21 protein-coding genes are annotated in these 22,168 nt (G+C 40.4%); 10 read left to right on the top strand and 11 right to left on the bottom strand.

Features of this window, described 5'->3' with window-relative positions; all coding sequences use genetic code 11:
• Positions 1-233: 233 nt before the first annotated feature.
• The 5 genes from KDJ85_RS01425 to KDJ85_RS01405 all read right to left on the bottom strand — a co-directional run bounded on the left by KDJ85_RS01425 (position 234) and on the right by KDJ85_RS01405 (position 5,533).
• Positions 234-1,196 (bottom strand): sugar-binding transcriptional regulator, encoded by a 963-nt coding sequence (locus KDJ85_RS01425; protein ID WP_206083972.1) that lies wholly within the window; start codon positions 1,194-1,196, stop codon positions 234-236.
• 157 nt (positions 1,197-1,353) lie between these two features.
• Positions 1,354-2,007, bottom strand: a complete 654-nt coding sequence (dhaL, locus tag KDJ85_RS01420; RefSeq protein ID WP_225818177.1) for a dihydroxyacetone kinase subunit DhaL — start codon at positions 2,005-2,007, stop codon at positions 1,354-1,356.
• Between the two features lie 11 nt (positions 2,008-2,018).
• Complete coding sequence (locus tag KDJ85_RS01415) at positions 2,019-3,020, bottom strand: dihydroxyacetone kinase subunit DhaK (protein ID WP_225818176.1); 1,002 nt, start codon at positions 3,018-3,020, stop codon at positions 2,019-2,021.
• Between the two features lie 11 nt (positions 3,021-3,031).
• A complete protein-coding gene (locus KDJ85_RS01410) occupies positions 3,032-4,297 on the bottom strand; it encodes an MFS transporter (RefSeq protein WP_225818175.1) in 1,266 nt (421 codons plus the stop codon).
• 123 nt (positions 4,298-4,420) lie between these two features.
• Positions 4,421-5,533: an MDR/zinc-dependent alcohol dehydrogenase-like family protein gene (locus KDJ85_RS01405; RefSeq protein ID WP_047756024.1), complete on the bottom strand. Its 1,113-nt coding sequence runs from the start codon at positions 5,531-5,533 to the stop codon at positions 4,421-4,423.
• 323 nt (positions 5,534-5,856) lie between these two features.
• Between KDJ85_RS01405 and rpiB the strand changes: the two genes are divergently transcribed.
• Together rpiB and tkt are read left to right on the top strand one after the other, a co-directional pair.
• A complete protein-coding gene (gene rpiB / locus KDJ85_RS01400) occupies positions 5,857-6,309 on the top strand; it encodes a ribose 5-phosphate isomerase B (protein ID WP_206083968.1) in 453 nt (150 codons plus the stop codon).
• 32 nt (positions 6,310-6,341) lie between these two features.
• Entirely contained in the window at positions 6,342-8,372 is a 2,031-nt protein-coding gene (gene tkt / locus KDJ85_RS01395; RefSeq protein WP_225818174.1) for a transketolase, read from the top strand.
• A gap of 119 nt (positions 8,373-8,491) precedes the next feature.
• On the opposite strand, the gene KDJ85_RS01390 is transcribed toward tkt, so the two are convergent.
• Positions 8,492-9,253 (bottom strand): SDR family oxidoreductase, encoded by a 762-nt coding sequence (locus KDJ85_RS01390; RefSeq protein ID WP_225818173.1) that lies wholly within the window; start codon positions 9,251-9,253, stop codon positions 8,492-8,494.
• A 488-nt stretch (positions 9,254-9,741) separates the two neighbouring features.
• Here KDJ85_RS01390 and fetA point away from each other — a divergent pair, with 488 nt between their 5' ends.
• Entirely contained in the window at positions 9,742-10,392 is a 651-nt protein-coding gene (fetA, locus tag KDJ85_RS01385; RefSeq protein ID WP_225818172.1) for an iron efflux ABC transporter ATP-binding subunit FetA, read from the top strand.
• 12 nt (positions 10,393-10,404) lie between these two features.
• Positions 10,405-11,181: an iron efflux ABC transporter permease subunit FetB gene (fetB, locus tag KDJ85_RS01380; RefSeq protein ID WP_225818171.1), complete on the top strand. Its 777-nt coding sequence runs from the start codon at positions 10,405-10,407 to the stop codon at positions 11,179-11,181.
• 61 nt (positions 11,182-11,242) lie between these two features.
• Here the strand turns inward: fetB and KDJ85_RS01375 are convergent, their stop codons facing one another.
• Complete coding sequence (locus KDJ85_RS01375; protein WP_225818170.1) at positions 11,243-12,271, bottom strand: LacI family DNA-binding transcriptional regulator; 1,029 nt, start codon at positions 12,269-12,271, stop codon at positions 11,243-11,245.
• A 233-nt stretch (positions 12,272-12,504) separates the two neighbouring features.
• Between KDJ85_RS01375 and KDJ85_RS01370 the strand changes: the two genes are divergently transcribed.
• Together KDJ85_RS01370 and KDJ85_RS01365 are read left to right on the top strand one after the other, a co-directional pair.
• Positions 12,505-13,233 (top strand): SDR family oxidoreductase, encoded by a 729-nt coding sequence (locus tag KDJ85_RS01370; protein WP_206083962.1) that lies wholly within the window; start codon positions 12,505-12,507, stop codon positions 13,231-13,233.
• A gap of 40 nt (positions 13,234-13,273) precedes the next feature.
• Entirely contained in the window at positions 13,274-14,893 is a 1,620-nt protein-coding gene (locus KDJ85_RS01365; protein ID WP_225818169.1) for an FGGY-family carbohydrate kinase, read from the top strand.
• A 65-nt stretch (positions 14,894-14,958) separates the two neighbouring features.
• Here the strand turns inward: KDJ85_RS01365 and KDJ85_RS01360 are convergent, their stop codons facing one another.
• Entirely contained in the window at positions 14,959-15,189 is a 231-nt protein-coding gene (locus KDJ85_RS01360; protein WP_225818168.1) for a hypothetical protein, read from the bottom strand.
• Positions 15,190-16,392: 1,203 nt separating this feature from the next.
• Here KDJ85_RS01360 and KDJ85_RS01355 point away from each other — a divergent pair.
• Positions 16,393-16,695, top strand: coding sequence for a hypothetical protein (locus KDJ85_RS01355; RefSeq protein ID WP_225818167.1), 303 nt, complete (start codon positions 16,393-16,395; stop codon positions 16,693-16,695).
• Between the two features lie 49 nt (positions 16,696-16,744).
• Here KDJ85_RS01355 and KDJ85_RS01350 read toward each other — a convergent pair whose 3' ends face one another.
• A complete protein-coding gene (locus KDJ85_RS01350; RefSeq protein ID WP_225818166.1) occupies positions 16,745-17,638 on the bottom strand; it encodes an endonuclease/exonuclease/phosphatase family protein in 894 nt (297 codons plus the stop codon).
• 246 nt (positions 17,639-17,884) lie between these two features.
• Positions 17,885-18,919, bottom strand: a complete 1,035-nt coding sequence (locus tag KDJ85_RS01345) for a LacI family DNA-binding transcriptional regulator (RefSeq protein WP_225818165.1) — start codon at positions 18,917-18,919, stop codon at positions 17,885-17,887.
• Between the two features lie 230 nt (positions 18,920-19,149).
• On the opposite strand from KDJ85_RS01345, the gene KDJ85_RS01340 reads away from it, so the two are divergent.
• From KDJ85_RS01340 to KDJ85_RS01330, 3 genes are read left to right on the top strand one after another with little or no spacing between them, the layout of a single operon-like run.
• Positions 19,150-19,596 carry a PTS sugar transporter subunit IIA gene (locus KDJ85_RS01340; RefSeq protein WP_206083957.1) on the top strand — a complete coding sequence of 149 codons (447 nt, stop codon included), beginning with the start codon at positions 19,150-19,152 and terminating at the stop codon, positions 19,594-19,596.
• Positions 19,597-19,617: 21 nt separating this feature from the next.
• On the top strand, positions 19,618-19,905 hold the full coding sequence (locus tag KDJ85_RS01335; protein WP_219248895.1) for a PTS sugar transporter subunit IIB: 288 nt from the start codon (positions 19,618-19,620) through the stop codon (positions 19,903-19,905).
• Between the two features lie 11 nt (positions 19,906-19,916).
• Positions 19,917-21,173, top strand: a complete 1,257-nt coding sequence (locus tag KDJ85_RS01330; protein ID WP_225818164.1) for a PTS ascorbate transporter subunit IIC — start codon at positions 19,917-19,919, stop codon at positions 21,171-21,173.
• Positions 21,174-21,221: 48 nt separating this feature from the next.
• Here the strand turns inward: KDJ85_RS01330 and KDJ85_RS01325 are convergent, their stop codons facing one another.
• Positions 21,222-22,028, bottom strand: a complete 807-nt coding sequence (locus KDJ85_RS01325) for a bestrophin-like domain (RefSeq protein WP_225818163.1) — start codon at positions 22,026-22,028, stop codon at positions 21,222-21,224.
• Positions 22,029-22,168 lie beyond the last annotated feature (140 nt).

The raw sequence follows: 22,168 nt of genomic DNA, 5'->3' as shown, positions 1-22,168 counted from the left end.
AATATCAGTATGTAACTAACGCGAATAACATGCGGAATTCATCCCCTAAATAGTTCAAATTGCAGCTAGGCGTCAAACGAAGGTATCCTTAGGAGCATACACAAGTATGTGACTAAGGTAACTGAGTGCAGACAACAACGCTGCGGTTTGAACTATGACGGGGATGAGTGACTAAGGTAAATGACCGCAGACAACAACGCTGCGGTTTGAAATATGACGGGGATTATGACGAGCTATTGGGACATTTTTAAAATCGTCCGTACATTACTGGCACTCGTTGCAATAATATCTATCGCCCCTGTTCGCAGTGCGCCCATAATCGCCATTGATTTCGACGATTCAGAGGCAATTGCAATCACACAGGGAATTTTTCGTAGTTCATCAATACTCAAGCCTATCACGCGGTCATTCATGACGGTATCCACGTGTTGCCCTTGTGCATTGAAAAAATCATACCCTGCAATATCACCGATTACACCTTGGTTTAAACTGGCATCCACGATTTCGCGTGGCGTAAACCAGCCCAGTTTGACCATATAACTATCTTCATTCATATCGCCTATACCGATTAAGGCAATATCCGCTTTACGAGCACGGTCTAGGGTTTCTTTTATGGTGCCATTTTTCATAAAAGCTTGTTTAAGTTCGTTATTTTCCACATACGCTGGAGCGTATAGTGTTTCACTGGTTCCCCCAAACTTTTTGGCAAGGCGGCGGCTGATATGGTCGGCGTTTATCGAATCGCCTGGACGATGCGTACCACCAATACCACAAATAAACCGGCAATCTTTTTCAGGTACAGCACCACCACTATCGGCAACAACCGCCACATTACGCCCTTGTCCCACCGTGACAATCATATTATCTCGCAGTGTGGTTGATAAATAATTCGCAACCAATGTCCCCACCTGATTACGCTGCTGTTCTTCATCTGGGTGATCTAACGCAATCAATGCACGAGAAATAGGAAAACGGGAGAGTAACTGTTGCTCAAGCTGGGTACTAAAAATCGGGTGATAGCGAACATTAATTTCAACAATCCCCTCTTCTTTTGCACGCTTTAATAAGCGTCCCACCTTAATTCGCGATATTCCAAACTTATTGGCGATCTCTTCCTGTGTAATTTCATCACGATAGTACGCAATCGCAATTTCAGTCAGTAGCTCGATATCGGAAGATGCTTGTGATCTATCCATAAGGTAGTGGTTTCCTCTCAATTGGTGTTAATCGCGACAAGGATAATACGATTTTAGTATAGCGTTTCTAGTGACAATTAATAAGCGAGTTGTCAAAGAGAGTGGATATAAAGCAATGTTTTCGACTCTATATCCACTAAAAAAATAGAATAAACGGTTATGCGCTGGCTAAAGCGCCGTGTTTTTCAACGCTTTGGGCAAGTTGGCAAAGTAATAAACAACAAGATGTGGCCCCTGCATCTAATACTCCACGCGAACGCTCCCCTAACCGACTCGCGCGGCCAATTTTTGCCACTAAGTCTAATGTTGAATCTCGCCCTGCAATAGCTGCAGTTTGCATTGCATCTAGCGCCAGCTTGAAATCCTTACCTGCATTAGTTGCAGATTCAAACGCATTAATTGCAGGGATCAGTGTGTCCATTAAGCATTTATCCCCCACGTTTGCGCTACTAATATCTTGCAGCTCCGATAAGCCGTTTTGTAACATAGCCAGAAAATCTTGCTGTGAAAGCTCACTTTTACCTGAAATACTGTCAGACATCCCCATAAAGAAGCTGCCGTACAGTGGCCCCATCGAACCACCGATACCTTCCATTAGCGCATCCGAGATCTCTTCAAAGCCTTCACTGAGGGATAATTCACGGCCTTCAATCGCTTTAGCGCATAGGTTGAAACCTTTCGCCATATTAATACCGTGGTCACCATCGCCAATTGCACCATCGATTTCACTGAGGTATTCACGGTTAGACACAATGATATGGACTAAATCCAACGTTATTTCATTACCACGTTCCGTTGAGATAACTTGCATAATGGCCTCCTTTACTTAACCTGTGTTAAACCTAATGAATACGCAGGGACATCCATCAATGTCTTTAATTCTTCATCCACTTTCATTAATGTCAGTGTGACGCCCATCATTTCGAGTGAGGTAAAATAATTACCCACATAGTTACGCACGATACGAACGCCTTTCTCATGCAATAATTTTTCAACTTCAGCGTAATAGATGTACAACTCCATCACTGGGGTCGCACCCAGCCCAGAAACCAATACGACAACCTCATCCCCTTGTTTTGCTTGCATATCGGTTAAAATTGGCGTTAACATCGTTTGTGCCATTTGCGCCGCTGATTGGATTGGCATAATTTCAATGCCTGGTTCGCCATGGTGACCGATGCCAAGCTCCATCATGCCATCTTCGATATGGAAATTCGGATGCCCCACTGCTGGAATTGTGCATGACGTCAAACCCACACCAATGGAGTGGCAATTATTAATGGCTTTTTGTGCCGCATTAATCACCCCATCAAGGTCATAACCTTTACTTGCCGCCGCCGAGCCAACTTTCCACATTAAAATTTCACCCGCAACACCACGGCGCTTTTCTTTTTCACTCGCGGGTGCAGAGGCAACGTCGTCAGTTGCAACAACAGTTTTAATCTTCATGCCCGCTTTTTCGGCTTTTTTCATCGCCATTTTCACGTTCATGTTATCGCCTGCGTAGTTACCATACAAACAGGCAACACCAGCGCCGCTATCTGCGGCTTTGAACGCATCTAAAAAAGCGCCTGCGGTTGGTGAAGAGAAAATCTCACCAATAGCCACCGCATCTAACATGTTTTCACCCACATAACCTAAAAATGCGGGTTCATGACCTGACCCTCCCCCTGTGACAATCCCCACTTTTCCTTGAATTGGCGCCTTCGGGTATTTCAGAACGCGGGCGTTATCGGTCTGCGCAAAATATTCAGGGTGCGCTTTTAAATAGCCTTGAATAGCGTCTTCAACAACTAGGTCAGGTTCATTAATGATTCTGTTCATAATTCCCTCTTTTACTTATTTTCTGGTGTTAGCTGCATTTTTGCTGACTGATCAAGAAGTTCTTGCGGTACGGTGATAAACCTCATCAATATCGCACTGAACAAATAAAGCCCTGAGAAAATCCAAATCACACCAAATGCCCCGACACTGCTAATAAATATCCCAACAAGTGCAGGACCAACGAAGGTACTGAGCCCCGCACCTAAATTCAGTACGGACATCGCAGCGCCTTTATTTTCAGGTGCGAGTGATGGCATGATGGCAGAGAGCGGTACGTAACCAGCAAGGCACGCCCCAAATAACCCCGCCGCTATCATCATCAGGGTATAGTTATGGCCGAAGTAATACGGCACGTAATAGAACATTAGGGTACAAAGCATACAACCGACACACCCGAACCAAATCACAATATTGCGCCAACCAATACGATCACTGACGACACCGAAAATGAGGTTGAAGGCAATATTCACAGTCCACAGTGCGGCATAGATATGTAACCATTCTGTACGGGAAAAGCCAAAATCAGCAAGAAACATTGGCATGAAGATCACAAAACCGTAAGCCGCTGATGTATTTATAGTTCTAACAATTCCCCCTAAGCCAATTTTAGGGTTTTCAAATGCAATGGTGATCCCTTTAAACACATAGTTAAGCGACACTTTTTGTTTTGGTTGTTCGCCTCCCTCATGGTTTCGGTTAAGGGCAATCGCGATAAATGCCCCGATAGTGACAAAAATCAGTCCGCTCCATAACGTTGCCATTTCACCTAAAATCGGTAAGGCATAACTTGAATACATCACACCCAAGACACCTAACCCGCCACTGTAGACGAACCAGAAGATTCCCACGGCGGAACCCAATTTTTTAATGGGTGCTTCATATGCCACCCAAACTAAGAAACCGTATGCAAACATTGGGTAACCGAATCCACGTAATGCATAGGTTGGGATCATGATAGATAAACTGTTACTTGGCAGGCCAATCGATAAGAAAATGACAGAACCAATCACAAACATCACAAACCCGAAAATCATCACTCGGCGAGCAGTATAAATTTCTGCTAAAACGCCAGACAACCATGCCGCAACCGCAGCAAAAAAACCATATACGCTGAACAGTAATGAAGATTGTTCAATACTCATTCCGCGGCTAATGATAAAAGGTGAAAGCCACCCTTGTTCGAGCCCTTCCCCCATCATGAAGATAAGAACACCAAAATAGCCAAGGAGCAACTTTGGCGAAAACCCCGTTACTTTAGACAGTTTATTGATTATCATATTGTTAACCTCAGTGCGTGTTCGCTGGGTTAGGACCTGAATAACAAGCCTTGGTAGGGTGACATTTATTCAGGTCCAATTTTTCTCATTATTGTTTTATTTGCTTGTGAACCCACGACAGCATTACAGGTTCGGGTCTAAGACCACCTTGATATGCGGGTCGCCCTTCGCCATCATGGAAAAACCTTCCGCAAATTTATCTAACGGTAAAATATCCGTTACCACACCTTTTGTCGGGAAATCACCATTGCCGATACCTTCTATGACGAGTGGGTAGCAATATGGACCTAAGTGAGAACCTAATAAATCCAGCTCCTTACGGTCACTAATGATGCTCCAGTCAACGGTAACTGGGTCTTTAAAGACAGAGAACTCAACGAATGTACCGAGTTTGCGGATCATTTTTAGCCCTTGTTCAACGGATTTTGGTGCGCCTGTGGCTTCAATGTAAATGTCGCAACCATACCCTTCCGTCATCCCTTTGATGATTTTGTCCACATCATCACGTTTAGGGTTCAGAACTATATCTGCACCAAACTCTTTAGCGAGTTCTAATCGCTTATCGAATAAATCCAGTACCACTAATTTGCCCGCACCCGATTTTTTGATTGCACCAATCATGCCTAAACCAAGCGTTCCTGCGCCCGAAAGCACTACAACATCACCCAGTTTCACATTCGCGCGTTGTACGGCATGCAATGAACAGGCATAAGGCTCAATCAAAATTGCATCTTCAATCGGCATATCCACAGGCACATGGTAGTTGATGGCTTCTTTAGTAAATTTCATATACTGAGCCATACCGCCATTAACATTATTCTGGAAACCATATAGGTCGTGTTTTTCACACATCCAATATTCACCACGTTTACAGAAACGGCATTCCCAGCAAGGGACTATTTGCTCGGAAATTACGCGGTCACCTAATGCAAAACCTTCTACTTTTGAGCCAAAGCCAACAACGTGGCCAATAAATTCGTGCCCTGGGATCATCGGCGCTTTAATATAGGCAGGTTGCTCAGCATCTCCCCAAAAGCTTGGAGCGCCTTCAAACGCTTTCACATCACCAGCACAAATCCCGCAAGCTTCAACACGAACTAATATTTCTTCTTCACCAATTTTTGGAACATCGACAGTTTCTAAACGGTAATCTTTCGGTGCATAAGCCACTACCGCTTTCATTTTTTCTGGAATGCCTTCGCTCATTGTGGCTTTTGGATCACAGTGTTCACACATAGTTTTACCCTCGGCGGTTTGTTAAATGAACATAAGTTCAATGAAGATACAAATTAACCATACCTTCTTTTAATCATTGATGCACATCACCAGATTCTCAAAGTGTGATTCAGAGCAAATATTCCTATAAAATCGACGTAAAATGATGACATTGAGCTTTTTTAGCAAAAAAAAGTGAATTTAAGGCCGTAGATCACAAAATACAGCTTATTCAAATTAAAAACATATGTTCACCTATTGATTATTTGTTCATAAGATCCTATTTTCTAAACAGTACATTTGAATTGCAAATGAACTTTTGTTCAACCATAAGGATCTCAATCATGCTATCTATCGCCATTGGTGCAGACGACGCCGCATTTGAAATGAAAGATTTGATCAAACAACACCTCGCAGCGCTGAATATTCAAGTCACCGATTATTGTTTAAATACAGGGGTTAAGGATGAAATGTACCCAGATGTTGCCCATGCCGTTGCAACGGCTATTGCCCAAGGAAAACATCAGCGTGGGATACTCATTTGTGGGACAGGGATTGGAATGTCTATTGTTGCCAACAAAGTTACAGGTATTCGAGCCGCACTTTGCCACGATACCTACTCCGCAGAACGTGCCCAAAAAAGTAACGATGCGCAAATTATTACCTTTGGTGCTCGTGTCATTGGCCCTGAACTCGCAAAAACTATCGTAGATACTTGGTTAGCTTCCCATTATGAAGGTGGTCGCTCAGCCCCAAAAGTGGCTCGCATCAGTGAATATGAAAATGGGGAACGTTAGTTTCACGTAGACAGCTTTTCAGGAGTGTTTTCATGTACACACAGATACAAAATCCGTTAGCAAATGCTATCCGCTTTCTTTCCATTGATGCGGTGCAAAAGGCCAACTCAGGCCATCCTGGTGCACCGATGGGAATGGCAGATATCGCCGAAGTGCTCTGGCGAGACTACTTACAGCATAATCCTGCCGACCCAGCCTGGCCAAACCGTGACCGTTTTGTCCTATCAAATGGGCATGCTTCGATGCTGCTATATAGCCTTTTACATTTAACAGGCTACGATGTTTCTATTGAAGACTTAAAACAATTTAGACAGTTGCACTCAAAAACCCCTGGTCACCCTGAACTCGGCTATACCCCTGGAGTTGAAACGACGACAGGGCCACTCGGGCAAGGTATTGCCAACGCGGTTGGAATGGCCATTGCAGAAAAAACGCTCAGTGCGACATTTAACCGATCAGGTTTCCCTGTTGTTGACCACTTTACTTATGTTTTTTTAGGTGATGGCTGTTTAATGGAGGGGATCTCCCACGAAGTGTGCTCTCTTGCTGGCACCTTGAAACTGAATAAACTCATCGCTTTTTATGATGATAACCAAATCTCCATTGATGGAGATACCAAAGGTTGGTTTACGGACAACACCGCTGAACGTTTTGAAGCTTATGGCTGGCATGTTATTCGCCGAATAGATGGCCATTCAAGGCCTGCTATCAAAGCGGCTATTGAGCAAGCTCGCCAACAAACAGATAAGCCGACGTTAATCATTTGCCGCACGACCATCGGTTATGGTTCACCAAATAAAGCAGGAACCGCAAATTCACACGGCGCACCGCTTGGTACGGAAGAAATTGCCCTCACACGTCAACAACTTGGATGGGAATATCCACCCTTTGAAATTCCTAGCGAAATTTATCAGTCATGGAATGCCATAGAGCGGGGGTCAGAGCAACAATTACAGTGGGAGCAAGCGATTAGAGAGTATGCAAAGCAATATCCAGAACTTGCTGAGCAACTTATTGAACGCTTATCCAACCAAACGCCACACGAGTTCACTTCTGCCATGGCGGATTACATTCAAAAATTGAATGATAACCCGGAAACAATCGCCACTCGTAAAGCATCGCAAAATACCCTCAATATTATTGGTCCTATTTTACCTGCATTAATCGGGGGATCCGCAGATTTAGCGCCCAGCAATCTAACCTATTGGTCTGGATCAGTGCCGATTAATGAGCAACCTGCGGGTAACTATATTCATTATGGCGTCCGGGAATTTGGCATGACTGCCATTGCTAACGGCATCGCATTACACGGTGGTTTTCGCCCTTATACCGCCACATTTTTAATGTTCTGCGAATACGCACAAAATGCGGTGCGAATGGCAGCATTGATGAAAATACCACAAGTGCTTGTTTATACACATGATTCTATTGGACTAGGGGAAGATGGGCCAACACATCAGCCAGTAGAGCAACTCGCCTCTTTACGGGCAACCCCGAATTTATCTGTTTGGCGCCCTTGTTGCCAAGTGGAAACAGCGGTTGCTTGGCAACAAGCCATCACTAACCAACAAACACCCACGGCTTTGATCCTGTCACGGCAAAATTTACAACAACATTCCCGCACTCCCCAGCAATTAGCCCTTATTCAACGTGGAGGTTATATATTACGCAGTAATTGCCAAACCCCTGAACTACTGCTTATTGCAACGGGCTCTGAAGTCACCTTAGCAGTTGAAGCTTGGCAATATCTCACCGAGCAAGGCTTCAAAGTGAACGTTATTTCCATGCCATCGACAGATACCTTTGATAAACAGCCCACAGACTATCAACAACGTGTATTACCTAATCATGTTCGCAACCGCATTGCTATCGAAGCCAGTATCAGTGATTACTGGAGAAAATATGTCGGACTTGATGGATTAGTTATGGGAATGAATAGTTTTGGCGAATCCGCACCTGCTGAGCAGTTATTTGATTACTTTGGTTTTACCGTGGAGAAACTTATTCAGCAATCTTTATCATTATTACAGCCTAAAGCTGTAATCAATCGCGACGTTATTTAAATCTGTTATCCTACTTTGTAATTTATATTACAGGCCAAATAATAAAATCATTATTTGGCCCTTTTTAATGACTCTTATTAATAAGCGAATAACGTATATTCTCCGCATATTAAATTTAATTACTGAATGCTATACCCACCATCAATCACTAAATTATGCCCAGTGATCATATCGGAAGCATCGCTGGCTAAAAAGAGCGCGCAGGCAGCAATTTCTGACGGTTCCGCAAAACGTCTCGCTGGAATTTTTTCTTTCATTTCATCACCTTTAGGCCCTTCCCACGCTTTTTTACCCAACTCAGTTAGGACAATAGTCGGTGAAATTGCATTAGTTTGAATACCTTTAGGGCTCCATTCTAATGCCAAAACTTGGGTTAAACCAATAATAGCAGCCTTACTCGCACAGTAGGCTGCATGCTGATCCAACGCAATGACCCCAGCCTGTGATGCCATATTGATTATTTTACCTTTTCCTTGTTTAATCATGACATTACCTGCTGCTTGGCATACAAGAAAAGTGCCTTTAAGATTGACATTCATGGTCAAATCCCAGTCCTGCTCACTTAAGCTTTCTGCGGGTGCCAATGCAACAATTCCCGCGCTATTAACCGCAATATCCAATGCACCATAGTGCTTTACCACTTTCTCAACCATTTGCGATACAGAACCTGAATCTGTAATATCACATTGAATACCAATAGTATTTTTCATTCCACTAGCAACATCAATGACTTTATCTGACTTATCCACCAAGGCAACCTTAGCCCCTTTTTCCACATAGAGTTGTGCGATTGCCAGACCGATCCCCGCAGCGCCCCCTGTGATCAATGCAACTTTGCCATCAAGAGAGAATTGGGTATTAAAACCATTAAATTTTTTCATTTTAATTCCTTAACATCATGACGTGATATATAAGATTGGGGAAATATAGATATTGAGTCTCTTTCGAAACCCTAATGAGCTATAAACGTGTCGTTATTTAATTCAGATAATATATTATTATTTAAATGTTATGGCTATATCCATTATTTAAAATAAAGCGCTACATCCCATTATTTAAGTAATAATAAAAATCATAAGAGCATATGTTCAAAATAAAATTTCATTTGATTATTTGTTATCTTTTTTAAACTCATCCAATAACTTTTATTGTCTAAAATAACACCATATACACATAATGATCGTATTCAAACTGACCTTAAATAATCTGCCTTTACATAATGCAGTGTAAATTTCACAATAACTAGCGCATACTATTAGTTATATCTAAATTGATATCAGACAAAACTAACATGCTGATATCAGATAAAATAAAGAAATAGCTCTCATTCGCGTTAATCACGTGAATTGATTACATAGGTCATGGAAAAATGGAAAAAAACGGCTCACTACTGCAACTAAAGAATATTGGCTATTCTATTGATGGAAAGACTATTCTTGATAATGTGCAGATTAACCTACGTGCAGGTGAATTTAAATTAATCACGGGGCCATCAGGTTGCGGAAAAAGCACTTTATTAAAAATTGTGGCATCCCTAATTTCCCCAACTCAAGGAAATATCCTCTTTAACGAGCAAGATATTAATGCGCTCTCTCCTGAGACCTACCGCCAGCAAGTGTCTTATTGCACCCAAACCCCCTCATTATTCGGGGCAACAGTGTATGACAATGTCGTTTTCCCTTACCAGATCAGAAAACAACCTTTTGATAGAACAAAAATTATCAGTGACTTGCAGTATTTTTCATTACCTGAAACCATCCTTGAAAAAGGAATTAACGAGCTTTCTGGGGGCGAAAAACAGCGCATTTCATTAATTCGAAATTTACAGTTTCTTCCCCAAATTTTATTGTTAGATGAAATTACGAGCGCCCTAGATGAAGAAAATAAAGTGAAAGTGAACGAGTTAATTCACAAACTGGCGATAGAAAAAGGTATTGGCGTTTTATGGGTTACTCACGACCAAGATGAAATTGCCCATGCCAATGAAGTCATCACCCTTCCCGTTCATCTGGCTAAATAATAGGATATCATCGTGCATCAGCCTACCATTTCCAATGAGTCGCTCACTTTTTCTATCATGTTAGTCTTAGTAGCGATTTTTATTAGTCACAAAGAAAAGCTTTCTTTGGAAAAAGATATTATTTGGAGTACTTGCCGCGCTATTGTTCAATTATTGATAGCTGGTTATATTTTAAAATATATTTTCAACGTTGATCATGAACTTCTCACAGTGGCGTTGGTGCTCTTTATTTGTGTCAATGCTGCGTGGAATGCCAAAAAACGTAGTAAGTATTTAGATAAAATCTATCTCACGGCCTTTGTTGCTATTACCTCAGGTACTTTCCTCACTCTACTGATTTTAATTCTCACTAAAGCCATTGCGTTTACACCAATGCAAGTCATACCGATTACAGGGATGATTGCAGGAAATGCGATGATAGCCGTCGGGCTCTGCTTTAATAATTTAGGGCAACGATTTGCTAGCCAACAGCAGCAAATTCAAGAAATGTTAAGTCTTGGAGCAACCCCTAAAGTAGCTTCTGCGTCAATCATTCGGGAAAGTATTCGCGCCTCGTTAATCCCCACGGTCGATTCGGCAAAGACTGTTGGTATTGTTAGCCTACCTGGAATGATGTCTGGATTAATTTTTGCGGGGGTCGACCCACTACAAGCCGTAAAATACCAAATTATGGTAACCTTTATGTTATTAGCCACCGCGAGTCTTTCGACAATATTAGCAGGCTATATGACCTATATTAAATTTTATAATCAACGTCATCAGTTATTAGTTGAAACTTTAAATAAATAACCCTTAGAGCCTTGTGTTACCTGTTTTTAGCACAGGTAACACTTAATTTATATTCTGCATTTTATCTTATACCTACAGGTAATACTTCAATCAATTGTGCCTGACTATTTCCATCATCAATCAATTTGAAAATATGATTGAGCATTGCGGGTACATCCTGTTTTACCATCTCAATATCATTACCTAGCAACGCGACAAATGGATCCCAGTCGAAGCACCCCAAATTAGGTTGATTTTCACCTGTATATCCTTGTGTTCCTAACCAACGCATTACCCCTTCTAATGAAATAGTGGAGTTAATAAATAGACCACCTTGGGCTATTTTTTGCAGATTTTCACTGTGTTTCTTAATAAAAGTGGACAATGCTTTTTCTGCTTTTTCAGGCGCATAGCCGCACGCTAAAATATTTTCGTTTGGAACCGCAATACCCATTTCATTATGCGCATCAATGAATCCGCGTATACGTTCACGTGTATTATGGTCATGTTCACGCCCACCAATAAAAATTAGCGGCTGATTTAATACCTGACTACGGTTTTTTTTACTTAAAATACGCTGAGTGAGCTTTTTTGCGCCGAGGTAATTATCTGAAATCACTGATGCTGCTAATGTGCCTGGTAGATCTAAATTTAGTGTAGGTACGCCAGAAGATTGGCAAATTTGTGTGATTTTATCTGGGTTCGTTGCCCCTGTCGAAATCAACCAGTCCACCTGATAAGATAACATGGTACGTGCAGCTTCTATCTCCAATTTAGGATCACGGCGCGTACAGGTAATAATCGGAAACAGCCCCCTTTCTCGTGCCATTTCTTCAAAATGTTCCACTATAGAGCCAAAGTACCGGTTATCATATTTTGGTACCAGCATACCAATGATTTTTGATTTATTGCTGCGTAGTAAGCTAGCTTGTTTATTAACTGAGTAATTTTGCTCCTGCGCAATGCGCATCACTTTTTCAGCCAATTGCGCACTAATACGCCTTTTTTGCCAATTTCCATTGAGCACAGCACTCACAGCACTCGCTGAAACCCCCGCCAGTTCCGCAAGGTCATAGATCGTTGTTTTCTTATTTTGTCTGATCTTTGTCACAGATTCATATCTCCATTTTTTCCTAGCTTGACACCAAAGTGAAAAAGTCGCAATACTGCTCCATCGATTGAGCAATACTGAAATTGATGAAGCATGAGTTGGTATAATGAAAAAGACTTAATATCAACCATCCTATGCAGCCACCTTAACTATTCCCGTGACTCATTGTCATCTCATTGATTTCATTATTTTTCATTTATTTTTCCGCTAAAATCCGATTGGAGTAAATCATTATGGCTATTTCCATTGAAAACAAAGTCGCAGCAATTACGGGCGCAGCATCTGGCATTGGTCTTGAATGTGCTCGCACGCTGATCAACGCGGGTGTCAAAGTTGTGCTAATTGACCGTGCTGAAGATAGATTAAATCAACTTGTTGCTGAATTAGGCGAAAATGCAATCCCTCTAGTCATTGATTTAATGAACACAAAACAAGTCGATGGCATGCTAGATGCAATACTCGCAAAAGCAGGCCGTTTAGATATTTTTCATGCAAATGCGGGTGCCTATATTGGTGGACCTGTGGCAGAAGGCGATCCAGATGTTTGGGATAAAGTTTTAAATCTCAATATTAATGCTGCCTTCCGTAGTGTTCGTGCCGTTTTGCCTCATTTTATTGCTCAAAAATCTGGCGATGTATTATTTACCAGCTCAATCGCAGGCGTTGTGCCTGTTATTTGGGAGCCCATTTACACTGCGTCTAAATTTGCGGTTCAAGCTTTTGTTCACTCAACTCGCCGCCAAGTTTCAGAACACGGTGTCCGTGTGGGTGCCGTTTTACCAGGCCCTGTCGTCACTGCGTTATTAGATGATTGGCCAAAAGAAAAAATGGAAGAAGCACTGGCAAATGGTAGCTTAATGCAACCGATTGAAGTGGCTGAAGCGGTACTCTTTATGTTAACTCGTCCAAAACATGTCACTGTCCGTGACCTTGTCATTGTGCCAAACAGTGTTGATCTGTAGCGTTTTTCTTAGTTCATAATGATTAATTTTTGGAGGTAAAATGCAACATTCAACCCCTCAAAATGATAAAGTGGTTATAGGTATTGATGTTGGTACAGGCAGTGCTCGCGCGGGTGTATTCGACATGACAGGTAAAATGTTAGCATCTGCTAAACACGATATTACACTCTACCGCGACAGCGCTCATTTCGCAGAGCAGTCTAGTAACCAAATTTGGGAGGCAGTTTGTTATTGTGTCAAGCAAGCTGTCGCAACTTCAAATATTTCACCACAACAGGTAGCAGGAATTGGCTTCGATGCAACCTGTTCACTCGTCGTGATTGGCCACGATAAACAGCCTATTTCCGCTAGTCCAAGCGCTGATCCAGACCGTAATATTATTGTCTGGATGGATCATCGCGCCACAGAACAAGCTGAACGTATTAATCAGCTAAAACACCCTGTCTTAAATTATGTGGGGGGTAAGATTTCCCCAGAAATGGAAACACCAAAAATTTTATGGTTAAAAGAAAACCTACCTCAATCCTATGAAAATGCGTGGCAGTTTTTTGATTTGGCTGATTTCTTAACGTGGAAATCAACTGACTCGTTAGCTCGCTCAACCTGTACAGTCACCTGTAAATGGACTTATCTCGCCCATGAAAAACGTTGGGATACTGATTACTTCCATCAAATTGGTTTATCTGAACTTGCTGATGAAAAATTTGCTCGTATTGGCCAATTGATTGTTGAACCAGGCACTCCTTGCGGTTCTGGCTTAACAAACGATGCAGCAAAACAGATGGGCTTATTAGTCGGTACCCCTGTTGCATCAGGTATGATTGATGCCCATGCAGGTGGAATTGGTACGGTGGGTGTCAATGGTGATGCAACAGCCAACATGGCGTATGTTTTCGGAACCTCATCTTGCACAATGACAACGACTAAAGAGCCAGTTTTCATACCTGGCGTTTGGGGGCCGTATTATAGTGCGATGGTGCCAGGTATGTGGTTAAACGAGGGAGGGCAAAGTGCAGCTGGCGCAGCGATTGATCAACTGCTTTCCCTTCACCCTGCTAGTATAAGTGCAAAAATTACTGCAAAAGAGCAAGGAAAACCACTTCCCGTCTATTTAGCTGACCTAGTGTTAGAAAAAGCGACCTCTCCATCTCAGTCTGTTGAACTTGCTGAAAAAATCCACGTTGTCCCTGAGTTCTTAGGTAACCGCGCACCATTTGCTGACCCGCATGCAAGGGCGGTAATTGCAGGCCTCACCATGGACAATAGCTTAGAAAATTTGCTGTCATTTTATGTTGCTGGTGTGTGTGGTATTGGTTACGGCTTAAGACAAATCATTGAAGCACAAGCAAAATCAGGTGCTGCAATTGAAAACATTGTGGTCAGTGGTGGCGCAGGGCAGCATCCATTAATTCGCCAGTTATTAGCAGATACATGTAACGTTCCCGTGATTTCTACACAAGCGAGTGAACCTGTTTTACTTGGTTCAGCCATTTTAGGTGCTGTCGCGGGTAAAATTTGTGATAACGTCGCCCAAGCCATGGATCAATTTAGTGAAATTGATTTAACTTACTATGCAGAGGAAAGCTATCAAGCACGTCATGATTTGCGTTTCGCTTCCTTCTTACAGCTTCAGCAGTGTGCGAGAGAACTAAGAGGATAACTCGCATATCCCCCTTTAAAGAAAGCCAATTGGCTTTCTTTATTGGTTGGTTTTCGTGCACATAATTAGAAGCAATACTTGCCCCATAACGAATTCATCATTTCCATTGGCAATAAGTCATAGTCCCCTTCCACAAGTGGTATGGACATCGTGACTCTTCCATCTTTATCATTATAGGCTTTCACAATAAACTTTTTATAGCCTTCTAACCGCGCATTCCTAACACGAAATACCTCTCCACAGACATAGCCTAAATCTCCTTTGTCGGCCGTTTGTCGAATGAAATTATATTTCACATTTCGAAAAGAAGCCGATTCAGGATATGACAGATAATCCTCTACATTCGCCTTTGCCATTTTGACCAAATCAGGAGTTGGGGAATAGTTCAGAGTGACCCCCAAAATAAAAGAGCACCCAGTTAACAATAGAATTGTGAGCAATTTGATTATGTTCATATAGTTAAGCTCTCATAAACACAGTAACACATCCAATTGACCAAAATTGTTCACCACACCTTTGCATAAAAGGTATGCAAGTAGATATATTTAGTTAATTGTAAGAAAGTAATAATTATTTTAATAATAGGATTGATAAGCCACATCAGAATATCTTATTAGAGCGCCACCCTCTCTAATATCTATTCTAGATAAAATTTATGGTTAGCAAAAAATCGATTTACTCTAATCAATGCGACCAAACCCATATTTATACTTCATTTTACCTATTACATGAGTAAGTATACCAGTATTAAACCTTGAATATAAATAGTACCTTAAAGATTAACTGTTGCAATTTGTATTTTTTATACAATAAAGGTTTCATACTTACAGAACCAGAAACAATAATTCACCTTAACAGTTTAATACTGTTTAATATTGCTTATATTGAATATATTATTAAATAATACAATGTACATAATAATGTTGCCAACTGTAAATAAACTCCAATTATGCGTAATAATACCCAGATAATGCGTAAATAAAATATCCAATACATACTCCCTTTTAATCGACTAAAATTAAAACAAGAAGAAAAAATAAAAAAACACAATAAATTCAAATGGATAAATCTAATTGAATAATTAATATCTTTATCATTCAAAATATCTTTTAGTATATTTTTTATTCCTATTATTTTACATTCCTTATTAACAATTACAGCATAACCCTTAAATCAAAAACACATAAGATACTGATTATTCTAAATAAAAATAAAATCATTACAGACTAGAATTTATTAACAGCTTGAAAAGCAAAAGTAAATAACAATATATTAACACGTCAACCATAAGAATATTTAACTTAATTTTAATTTAAAACACTATTGCATTTTTAGTATAAAGTAATTAATCCTTGTTCTGTCATATCATAAATCGCCAAAAATACAGAATATTCTTATAAACTCTAAGTATTTAACGAAAACATAAAATTATCCGACGAATATTGACAAAACAAAATTGTAAAATCAGGTAGTATTTTCCTCCTAAAAAAGGGGATTCCATGACTAACATTCAACTACTATTGCTTGCAACAAACAATCTCACGAATAATACGGAGCTCAGCCATTCACAAGAATCCTATGTCTACCAGTATTACTACACACATGTGGCTAACCAATTTAAAAACATTACAGACTTCATGTCTGATTTTGTCTATAAAACGACTGATGCTATAAGTGATAACAGCTTAGTCTCTATACCCCGTGAAAAAATCTATCAAACTATTGAGCAATACCTGCTCATTGTTGAAAAGCGTTATATTGAAAGACAAAGGTTATTGAAAAACTCTACAGAAAAAAAATAAAAAAGACCCCATAAGGGGCCTAGCTTATAAACATAAACATCAAGTTTATTTATTGCTCCTGTAATTCCAACTCAGCAATAATTGGAAGATGGTCGCTAACACTCGACCATTGGAACTCTTTACTATCAGTTGGGATCTGCATATTCTTCACATCCCATACTTGGCCTTTAAATGTAAAAATATGGTCAATATCAATCGCTGGGTTTACCGCTGGCCAACTGCGATAATCAATCCCTTGCTTCTCGACAGGGTTCCACATATAACGAATTTCCTGAATAGGCTGCTCATTTGCCGTGGAATTAAAGTCCCCTGCTAATATTTTTATTGAGGCCGCGATATTATCAAAACCTGTATCTGTATCACCGATACTCGCATCTAAAATATGACGAACCTGACCGATACGAATGGTCGGATCTTTTTGCCAGTCAAGGTGTGTGCCCATCACAATAATCGGTGCATCAAAACCAGGCTTAGTTATTTGAGAGATTAATACCACACGCTGCTCTGCATCACCTGATGGCAAATTAACAACTTGGGATTTCTCTATTTTATATTTTGATAAAATTCCGACCCCATATTCGCCGCCATCGAAATCCAATGCTTTACCAAAAGCAAAATCCATCTTATTGGCTTTCGCGATTTCTTCTAGCTGATGAACTTTTTTACTGCGCGCAGTTTTGTTATCAATTTCCGTTAAAACAATAACGTCTGCGTCTATCTTACCAATTGCCTTACTCAAATTATCTAAATTCGCCACATCTTGGGCTAATTCATTTTTACCGATATTGTAAGTTGCAACTTTAATGGTTGGTTTATTTGCTGTGTAGACTTTATTCGGTGTACCGCCATCTTGTACTTTTAAGACTTCAGAGCCTGTTGTTGCAGCACTCACACTACAAGAAACTAAAATCGCAGTTGAAATAACAGTTTTAAGAAATTTCATGGTGACTCCCCAGTAATGACTCAATCAATTCATCGAGTAATAGACTTCTAATATGCAGGCAGTTAGCTGCCCTCTTTATACATTAGCAGGGAATAAATAGGATACAGTGACCCAGCCGACAATCTTATTTCGAGATACAAAAAAACGATCCTGTTTTTCATCAAAAAGTGATTTATACCACTCTATATTGTCGGCTAGAGATTAAATTACATACTAAAACGTTAATTTAAACCGGAGTGTTATATTTTATGCACTTTGTCTGGCTTCAAACTTATAGGGAAAAATGATTTCATCTTGAGTTTCAGAAAAGTCAGTGTCAGGATCGGCTAACCACTTCTGTAATTTTTTAGCCGTTTCTCGCGCCATTTTACTGTAATCAATACGGACAGATGTAAGTGATGGCTGGATATGGTCGCAATTTGATGAGCCTTCTACACAGGCAAGCGCTAGCATTTTTGGTACTTGTATTAACCGCCTTTGACACTCAAAAAGCACGCCAAGTGCTATCATTTCATGACTACAAATAACAGCTTCAAGTTCTGGTTGCCGTGTTAACATTTCACTAATCGCCTGACGACCGAAGTCCATTGTTGCGACATATGGTGTAGTGATGCTTTGTTCAGCACTTTGGTTATAAGCTAGCATCGCCTTATTCCAACCGCTTAGCTGTTGGCTTTGCATTTTGCTATCCATCTGAGCCCCGATATAACCTATTTTTTTATAGCCTTTTTGTAGCAAAAAATGGGTTAAAAAATTAACTGCTTCGCCAATATTACTTTTAATATTCAAAGTAACAGGATGGCTGGATTCCCCTGCCACGTTGATAACCGGAATATCTAAATGTTTAAGGTAATCAAAAACGCTTTGTGAATTAACCGCACCAAATATGATCAGCGCCGCAGGGTTACTTTGTAATAAAGTCGATAAAACTTCTGATTCTTTTTTCTGCTGATAATCGTGGCTACCAATCACAACTTGGTATGTATTTTTGTTAAGCACTTCCTGTAATGCTTGCAGAAAAACTGAACTCGCATTATCACGCAAAGAAGGAATTAACACGGCAACAGTTCGGCTTTGCCCTGAAGCTAAAATCCCCGCGGCAGAATTTGGAATATAGCCAAGCTCCTCAACGGCTGCGTTAATTTTTTCACGCAAATTATCTGATACTAACTCAGGCGTTCGCAAAGCACGAGATACCGTCATAGAGCCAACGCCTGCATATTTAGCGACATCCTGTAATGTCACTCGCCCTGTATTTTTTCTTTTTCGTGTTTTTTGCATGTAATACTTTTATTTAGCCTAAACTTATTATTCAACAGCACTAACTTAGCACAGGTTGAATTTGTTAATCAGCTTACAAGTCTATTCATTTAGCCTTTGTTCGCAATATTTATTCAAAATGATAGCGCTATCACGAAAATGAACAAATCAGCTAGATAGCGCTACCATAGATCACTACTATTCACTCAACCATTAAAAAGATAAAAATTTAACCAACCAGGAGCAGCTCCATGCTTACGACTTTACTGACCTCGAACGTTATTCAGGTCGTCGAAAGTGCCACAGATTGGCAAGATGCGATCAAAATCGCCTGTAAACCATTAATTAATAATAAGTTAATCGAACCGCAATATATCGATGCGATTATCAAATCACATGAAAAGATTGGCCCTTATTATGTCTTAGGCCCAGGGATTGCCATGCCTCATGCTCGTCCTGAAGATGGTGTAAACCAGCTATCCCTTGGTTTAACCGTGATTAAACAAGGCGTTGAGTTCGGTTCAGATGGCAACGACCCAATCAAACTGCTTATCGTTCTTGCTGCTACAGATAGCAATAGCCACATCGGGGCTATCGCAAAACTTGCTGAACTTTTTGATAACCAAGAAGATATTGATAGCATCATGCACTCAGAAAACGTCGATGACATTCTTCAAATCATCGCTAAATACGAATAATTACATATTAAGGTAAACATTATGAAAATCACCGTTGTTTGTGGAAATGGCTTAGGTACCAGTTTAATGATGGAAATGAGCATCAAAAATATTTTAAAAGATATGCAAGTTAGTGCTGAAGTTGACCATGTTGATTTAGGCTCAGCAAAAGGCACTGTCAGTGATATTTTTGTTGGTACAAGTGATATTGCAGAGCAGCTTGTTGCTCAACAAGTGGGTGGTGAAATCGTCGCACTGGAAAATATGATTGATAAAGTTGCCATGAAAGAGCGCCTCACTGTTGCATTACAAAAACTTGGTGCGATGTAAACGGAGGCTCTATGTCATTTTTTCGTTTTCTGATGCAGGATGTTTTATCTGAACCTGCTATTTTAGTCGGTCTTATTGCCCTTATCGGTTTGATTGCTCAGAAAAAACTGGTAACAGAATGCATTAAAGGCACTATTAAAACCATTATGGGTTTTGTGATCTTAGGTGCTGGTGCAGGTTTAGTGGTTAGCTCATTGGGTGATTTCTCTGCCATCTTCCAACATGCTTTTGGCATCAACGGTGTAGTACCTAACAACGAAGCAATTGTGTCTATTGCACAAAAAAGCTTTGGCCGTGAGATGGCAATGATCATGTTCTTTGCGATGTTAATCAATATCTTGATTGCTCGCTTAACACCATGGAAGTTCATCTTCCTGACAGGTCACCATACATTATTCATGTCGATGATGATTGCCGTTATTCTAGCAACGGCAGGAATGGAAGGAACCATGCTGGTGACAGTTGGCTCTTTAATTGTGGGCTTCTGTATGGTGTTCTTCCCTGCCATCGCACACCCATATATGAAGAAAGTTACAGGTTCTGATGACGTTGCTATTGGGCACTTCTCAACCATTTCTTATGTATTAGCAGGTTTTATTGGCAGCAAGTTTGGTAATAAAGAGCATTCAACAGAAGATATGAATGTACCAAAAAGCTTGCTATTCCTGCGTGATACACCTGTGGCTATTTCATTCACTATGTTCATCATTTTTATCATTACTTGCTTATTTGCAGGCGGTGATTTTGTGCGTGAAGTCAGTGGTGGCAAAAACTGGTTTATGTTCTCATTAATGCAGTCTATTACCTTCGCAGCTGGGGTATACATTATCCTGCAAGGTGTGCGCATGGTCATCGCTGAAATTGTTCCTGCATTTAAAGGTATATCAGACAAACTCGTGCCAAATGCAAAACCTGCATTAGACTGCCCAGTGGTATTCCCTTATGCCCCAAACGCAGTATTAGTCGGTTTCTTAAGTAGCTTTGCAGCGGGTGTCATCGGCATGTTCTTATTATATGCCTTAAATATGACAGTAATTATTCCAGGTGTTGTGCCACACTTCTTTGTGGGAGCTGCTGCTGGGGTATTTGGTAACGCAACAGGTGGCCGCCGCGGCGCTATTTTAGGTGCATTTGCGCAAGGCTTACTAATCACCTTCTTACCTGTCTTCTTATTACCTGTACTTGGGGATATTGGTATCGCAAATACAACATTCAGTGATGCTGACTTTGGTGCTATCGGAATTTTATTAGGTATTATTGTTCGCTAATCTAACAAGCTCCCCAAGATATCTTACTTGGGGAGCTTTATTTCTATTCTACTTTCCCAACCATGCACCATCCTTAAATAAGAATTCCTGCAATAAAACTAAGTCATCCGGAACAACGTGGATCATCCCCTCTCCTGGCACATCAATTTCAGCAATCATGAATAATGCCAATGTGGTTAATGAAGGTAGAATGAGGATCAGCCAATTTTTCCCCTTAGTACCGCGAATATTGTAGCCAATAAGGACATTGGAACAGACAGCAAAAAAGATAAGGAGAAGCCAAGTTGCATTCGGAATTTGATGCCGCCAACTTGCCATTGTTTTTTGCTGAGAAAGATAAAGATCACTAAATGCGCTTAATACAGAGGCAACAACAGGGTTTGGTGATTGGTTTGCTTCTTTGACAGCAATTTCCCAAAGCTGGTTTTGTTTCTCTAGCGAGACCATGCGCCATTGGTTATTTTCATCACTGATCCCTGATTTAAAAAACTCAACACGCGCTTCTAAATATTGCTGGATAAGGTGGGATGCTTTATTTCGATCATCAGCATTCAATAGCTGGGCACGTTGATATGCTGTGCCAATCGCGATAGCTTCATTTTCTTCTGTTTGTTGGCGGTTATTGTAACCATTAATGGAAATAGAAAGCACAAAACCAATTAGTAAACCTAACAGTGATAAAATTGCCCCTAGAATAATTTTAGCTTCATCATCAGCAATTTCTTCATGAACTGATTTACGCTTAAAAATATATTTGCCAATGTAAGCAGATAAAATCAACAAAACAAACGTGATTATAAATAAAAGAATCGAATCTATTGGTGAATCATTAATCAACTCAGAGATATTAAACATTATGTTAACTCATCAGTTTTATTTCCTGATGATATACCATGATTACAAGATAACTATCTAGTGAGTAAATGATATTATGATATATTCAGATAAAAACACCATTTCACTATCCAACAATGACTTGAAACGTGTAAATCTCA

Origin of the sequence: Providencia vermicola (assembly GCF_020381325.1) — a bacterium.
GTDB classification, from domain to species: Bacteria; Pseudomonadota; Gammaproteobacteria; order Enterobacterales; family Enterobacteriaceae; genus Providencia; species Providencia vermicola.
Note: the sequence above shows the minus strand (reverse complement) of the source record. Positions and strands in the feature narration are given on the sequence as shown.

Excerpts from the sequence above, each read along its gene's own strand:
- KDJ85_RS01425 (WP_206083972.1), bottom strand. The coding sequence starts at position 1,196 with ATGGATAGATCACAAGCATCTTCCGATATCGAGCTACTGACTGAAATT.
- dhaL (WP_225818177.1), bottom strand. The coding sequence starts at position 2,007 with ATGCAAGTTATCTCAACGGAACGTGGTAATGAAATAACGTTGGATTTA.
- KDJ85_RS01415 (WP_225818176.1), bottom strand. The coding sequence starts at position 3,020 with ATGAACAGAATCATTAATGAACCTGACCTAGTTGTTGAAGACGCTATT.
- KDJ85_RS01410 (WP_225818175.1), bottom strand. The coding sequence starts at position 4,297 with ATGATAATCAATAAACTGTCTAAAGTAACGGGGTTTTCGCCAAAGTTG.
- KDJ85_RS01405 (WP_047756024.1), bottom strand. The coding sequence starts at position 5,533 with ATGTGTGAACACTGTGATCCAAAAGCCACAATGAGCGAAGGCATTCCA.
- rpiB (WP_206083968.1), top strand. The coding sequence starts at position 5,857 with ATGCTATCTATCGCCATTGGTGCAGACGACGCCGCATTTGAAATGAAA.
- tkt (WP_225818174.1), top strand. The coding sequence starts at position 6,342 with ATGTACACACAGATACAAAATCCGTTAGCAAATGCTATCCGCTTTCTT.
- KDJ85_RS01390 (WP_225818173.1), bottom strand. The coding sequence starts at position 9,253 with ATGAAAAAATTTAATGGTTTTAATACCCAATTCTCTCTTGATGGCAAA.
- fetA (WP_225818172.1), top strand. The coding sequence starts at position 9,742 with ATGGAAAAAAACGGCTCACTACTGCAACTAAAGAATATTGGCTATTCT.
- KDJ85_RS01370 (WP_206083962.1), top strand. The coding sequence starts at position 12,505 with ATGGCTATTTCCATTGAAAACAAAGTCGCAGCAATTACGGGCGCAGCA.
- KDJ85_RS01365 (WP_225818169.1), top strand. The coding sequence starts at position 13,274 with ATGCAACATTCAACCCCTCAAAATGATAAAGTGGTTATAGGTATTGAT.
- KDJ85_RS01355 (WP_225818167.1), top strand. The coding sequence starts at position 16,393 with ATGACTAACATTCAACTACTATTGCTTGCAACAAACAATCTCACGAAT.
- KDJ85_RS01350 (WP_225818166.1), bottom strand. The coding sequence starts at position 17,638 with ATGAAATTTCTTAAAACTGTTATTTCAACTGCGATTTTAGTTTCTTGT.
- KDJ85_RS01345 (WP_225818165.1), bottom strand. The coding sequence starts at position 18,919 with ATGCAAAAAACACGAAAAAGAAAAAATACAGGGCGAGTGACATTACAG.
- KDJ85_RS01340 (WP_206083957.1), top strand. The coding sequence starts at position 19,150 with ATGCTTACGACTTTACTGACCTCGAACGTTATTCAGGTCGTCGAAAGT.
- KDJ85_RS01335 (WP_219248895.1), top strand. The coding sequence starts at position 19,618 with ATGAAAATCACCGTTGTTTGTGGAAATGGCTTAGGTACCAGTTTAATG.
- KDJ85_RS01330 (WP_225818164.1), top strand. The coding sequence starts at position 19,917 with ATGTCATTTTTTCGTTTTCTGATGCAGGATGTTTTATCTGAACCTGCT.
- KDJ85_RS01325 (WP_225818163.1), bottom strand. The coding sequence starts at position 22,028 with ATGTTTAATATCTCTGAGTTGATTAATGATTCACCAATAGATTCGATT.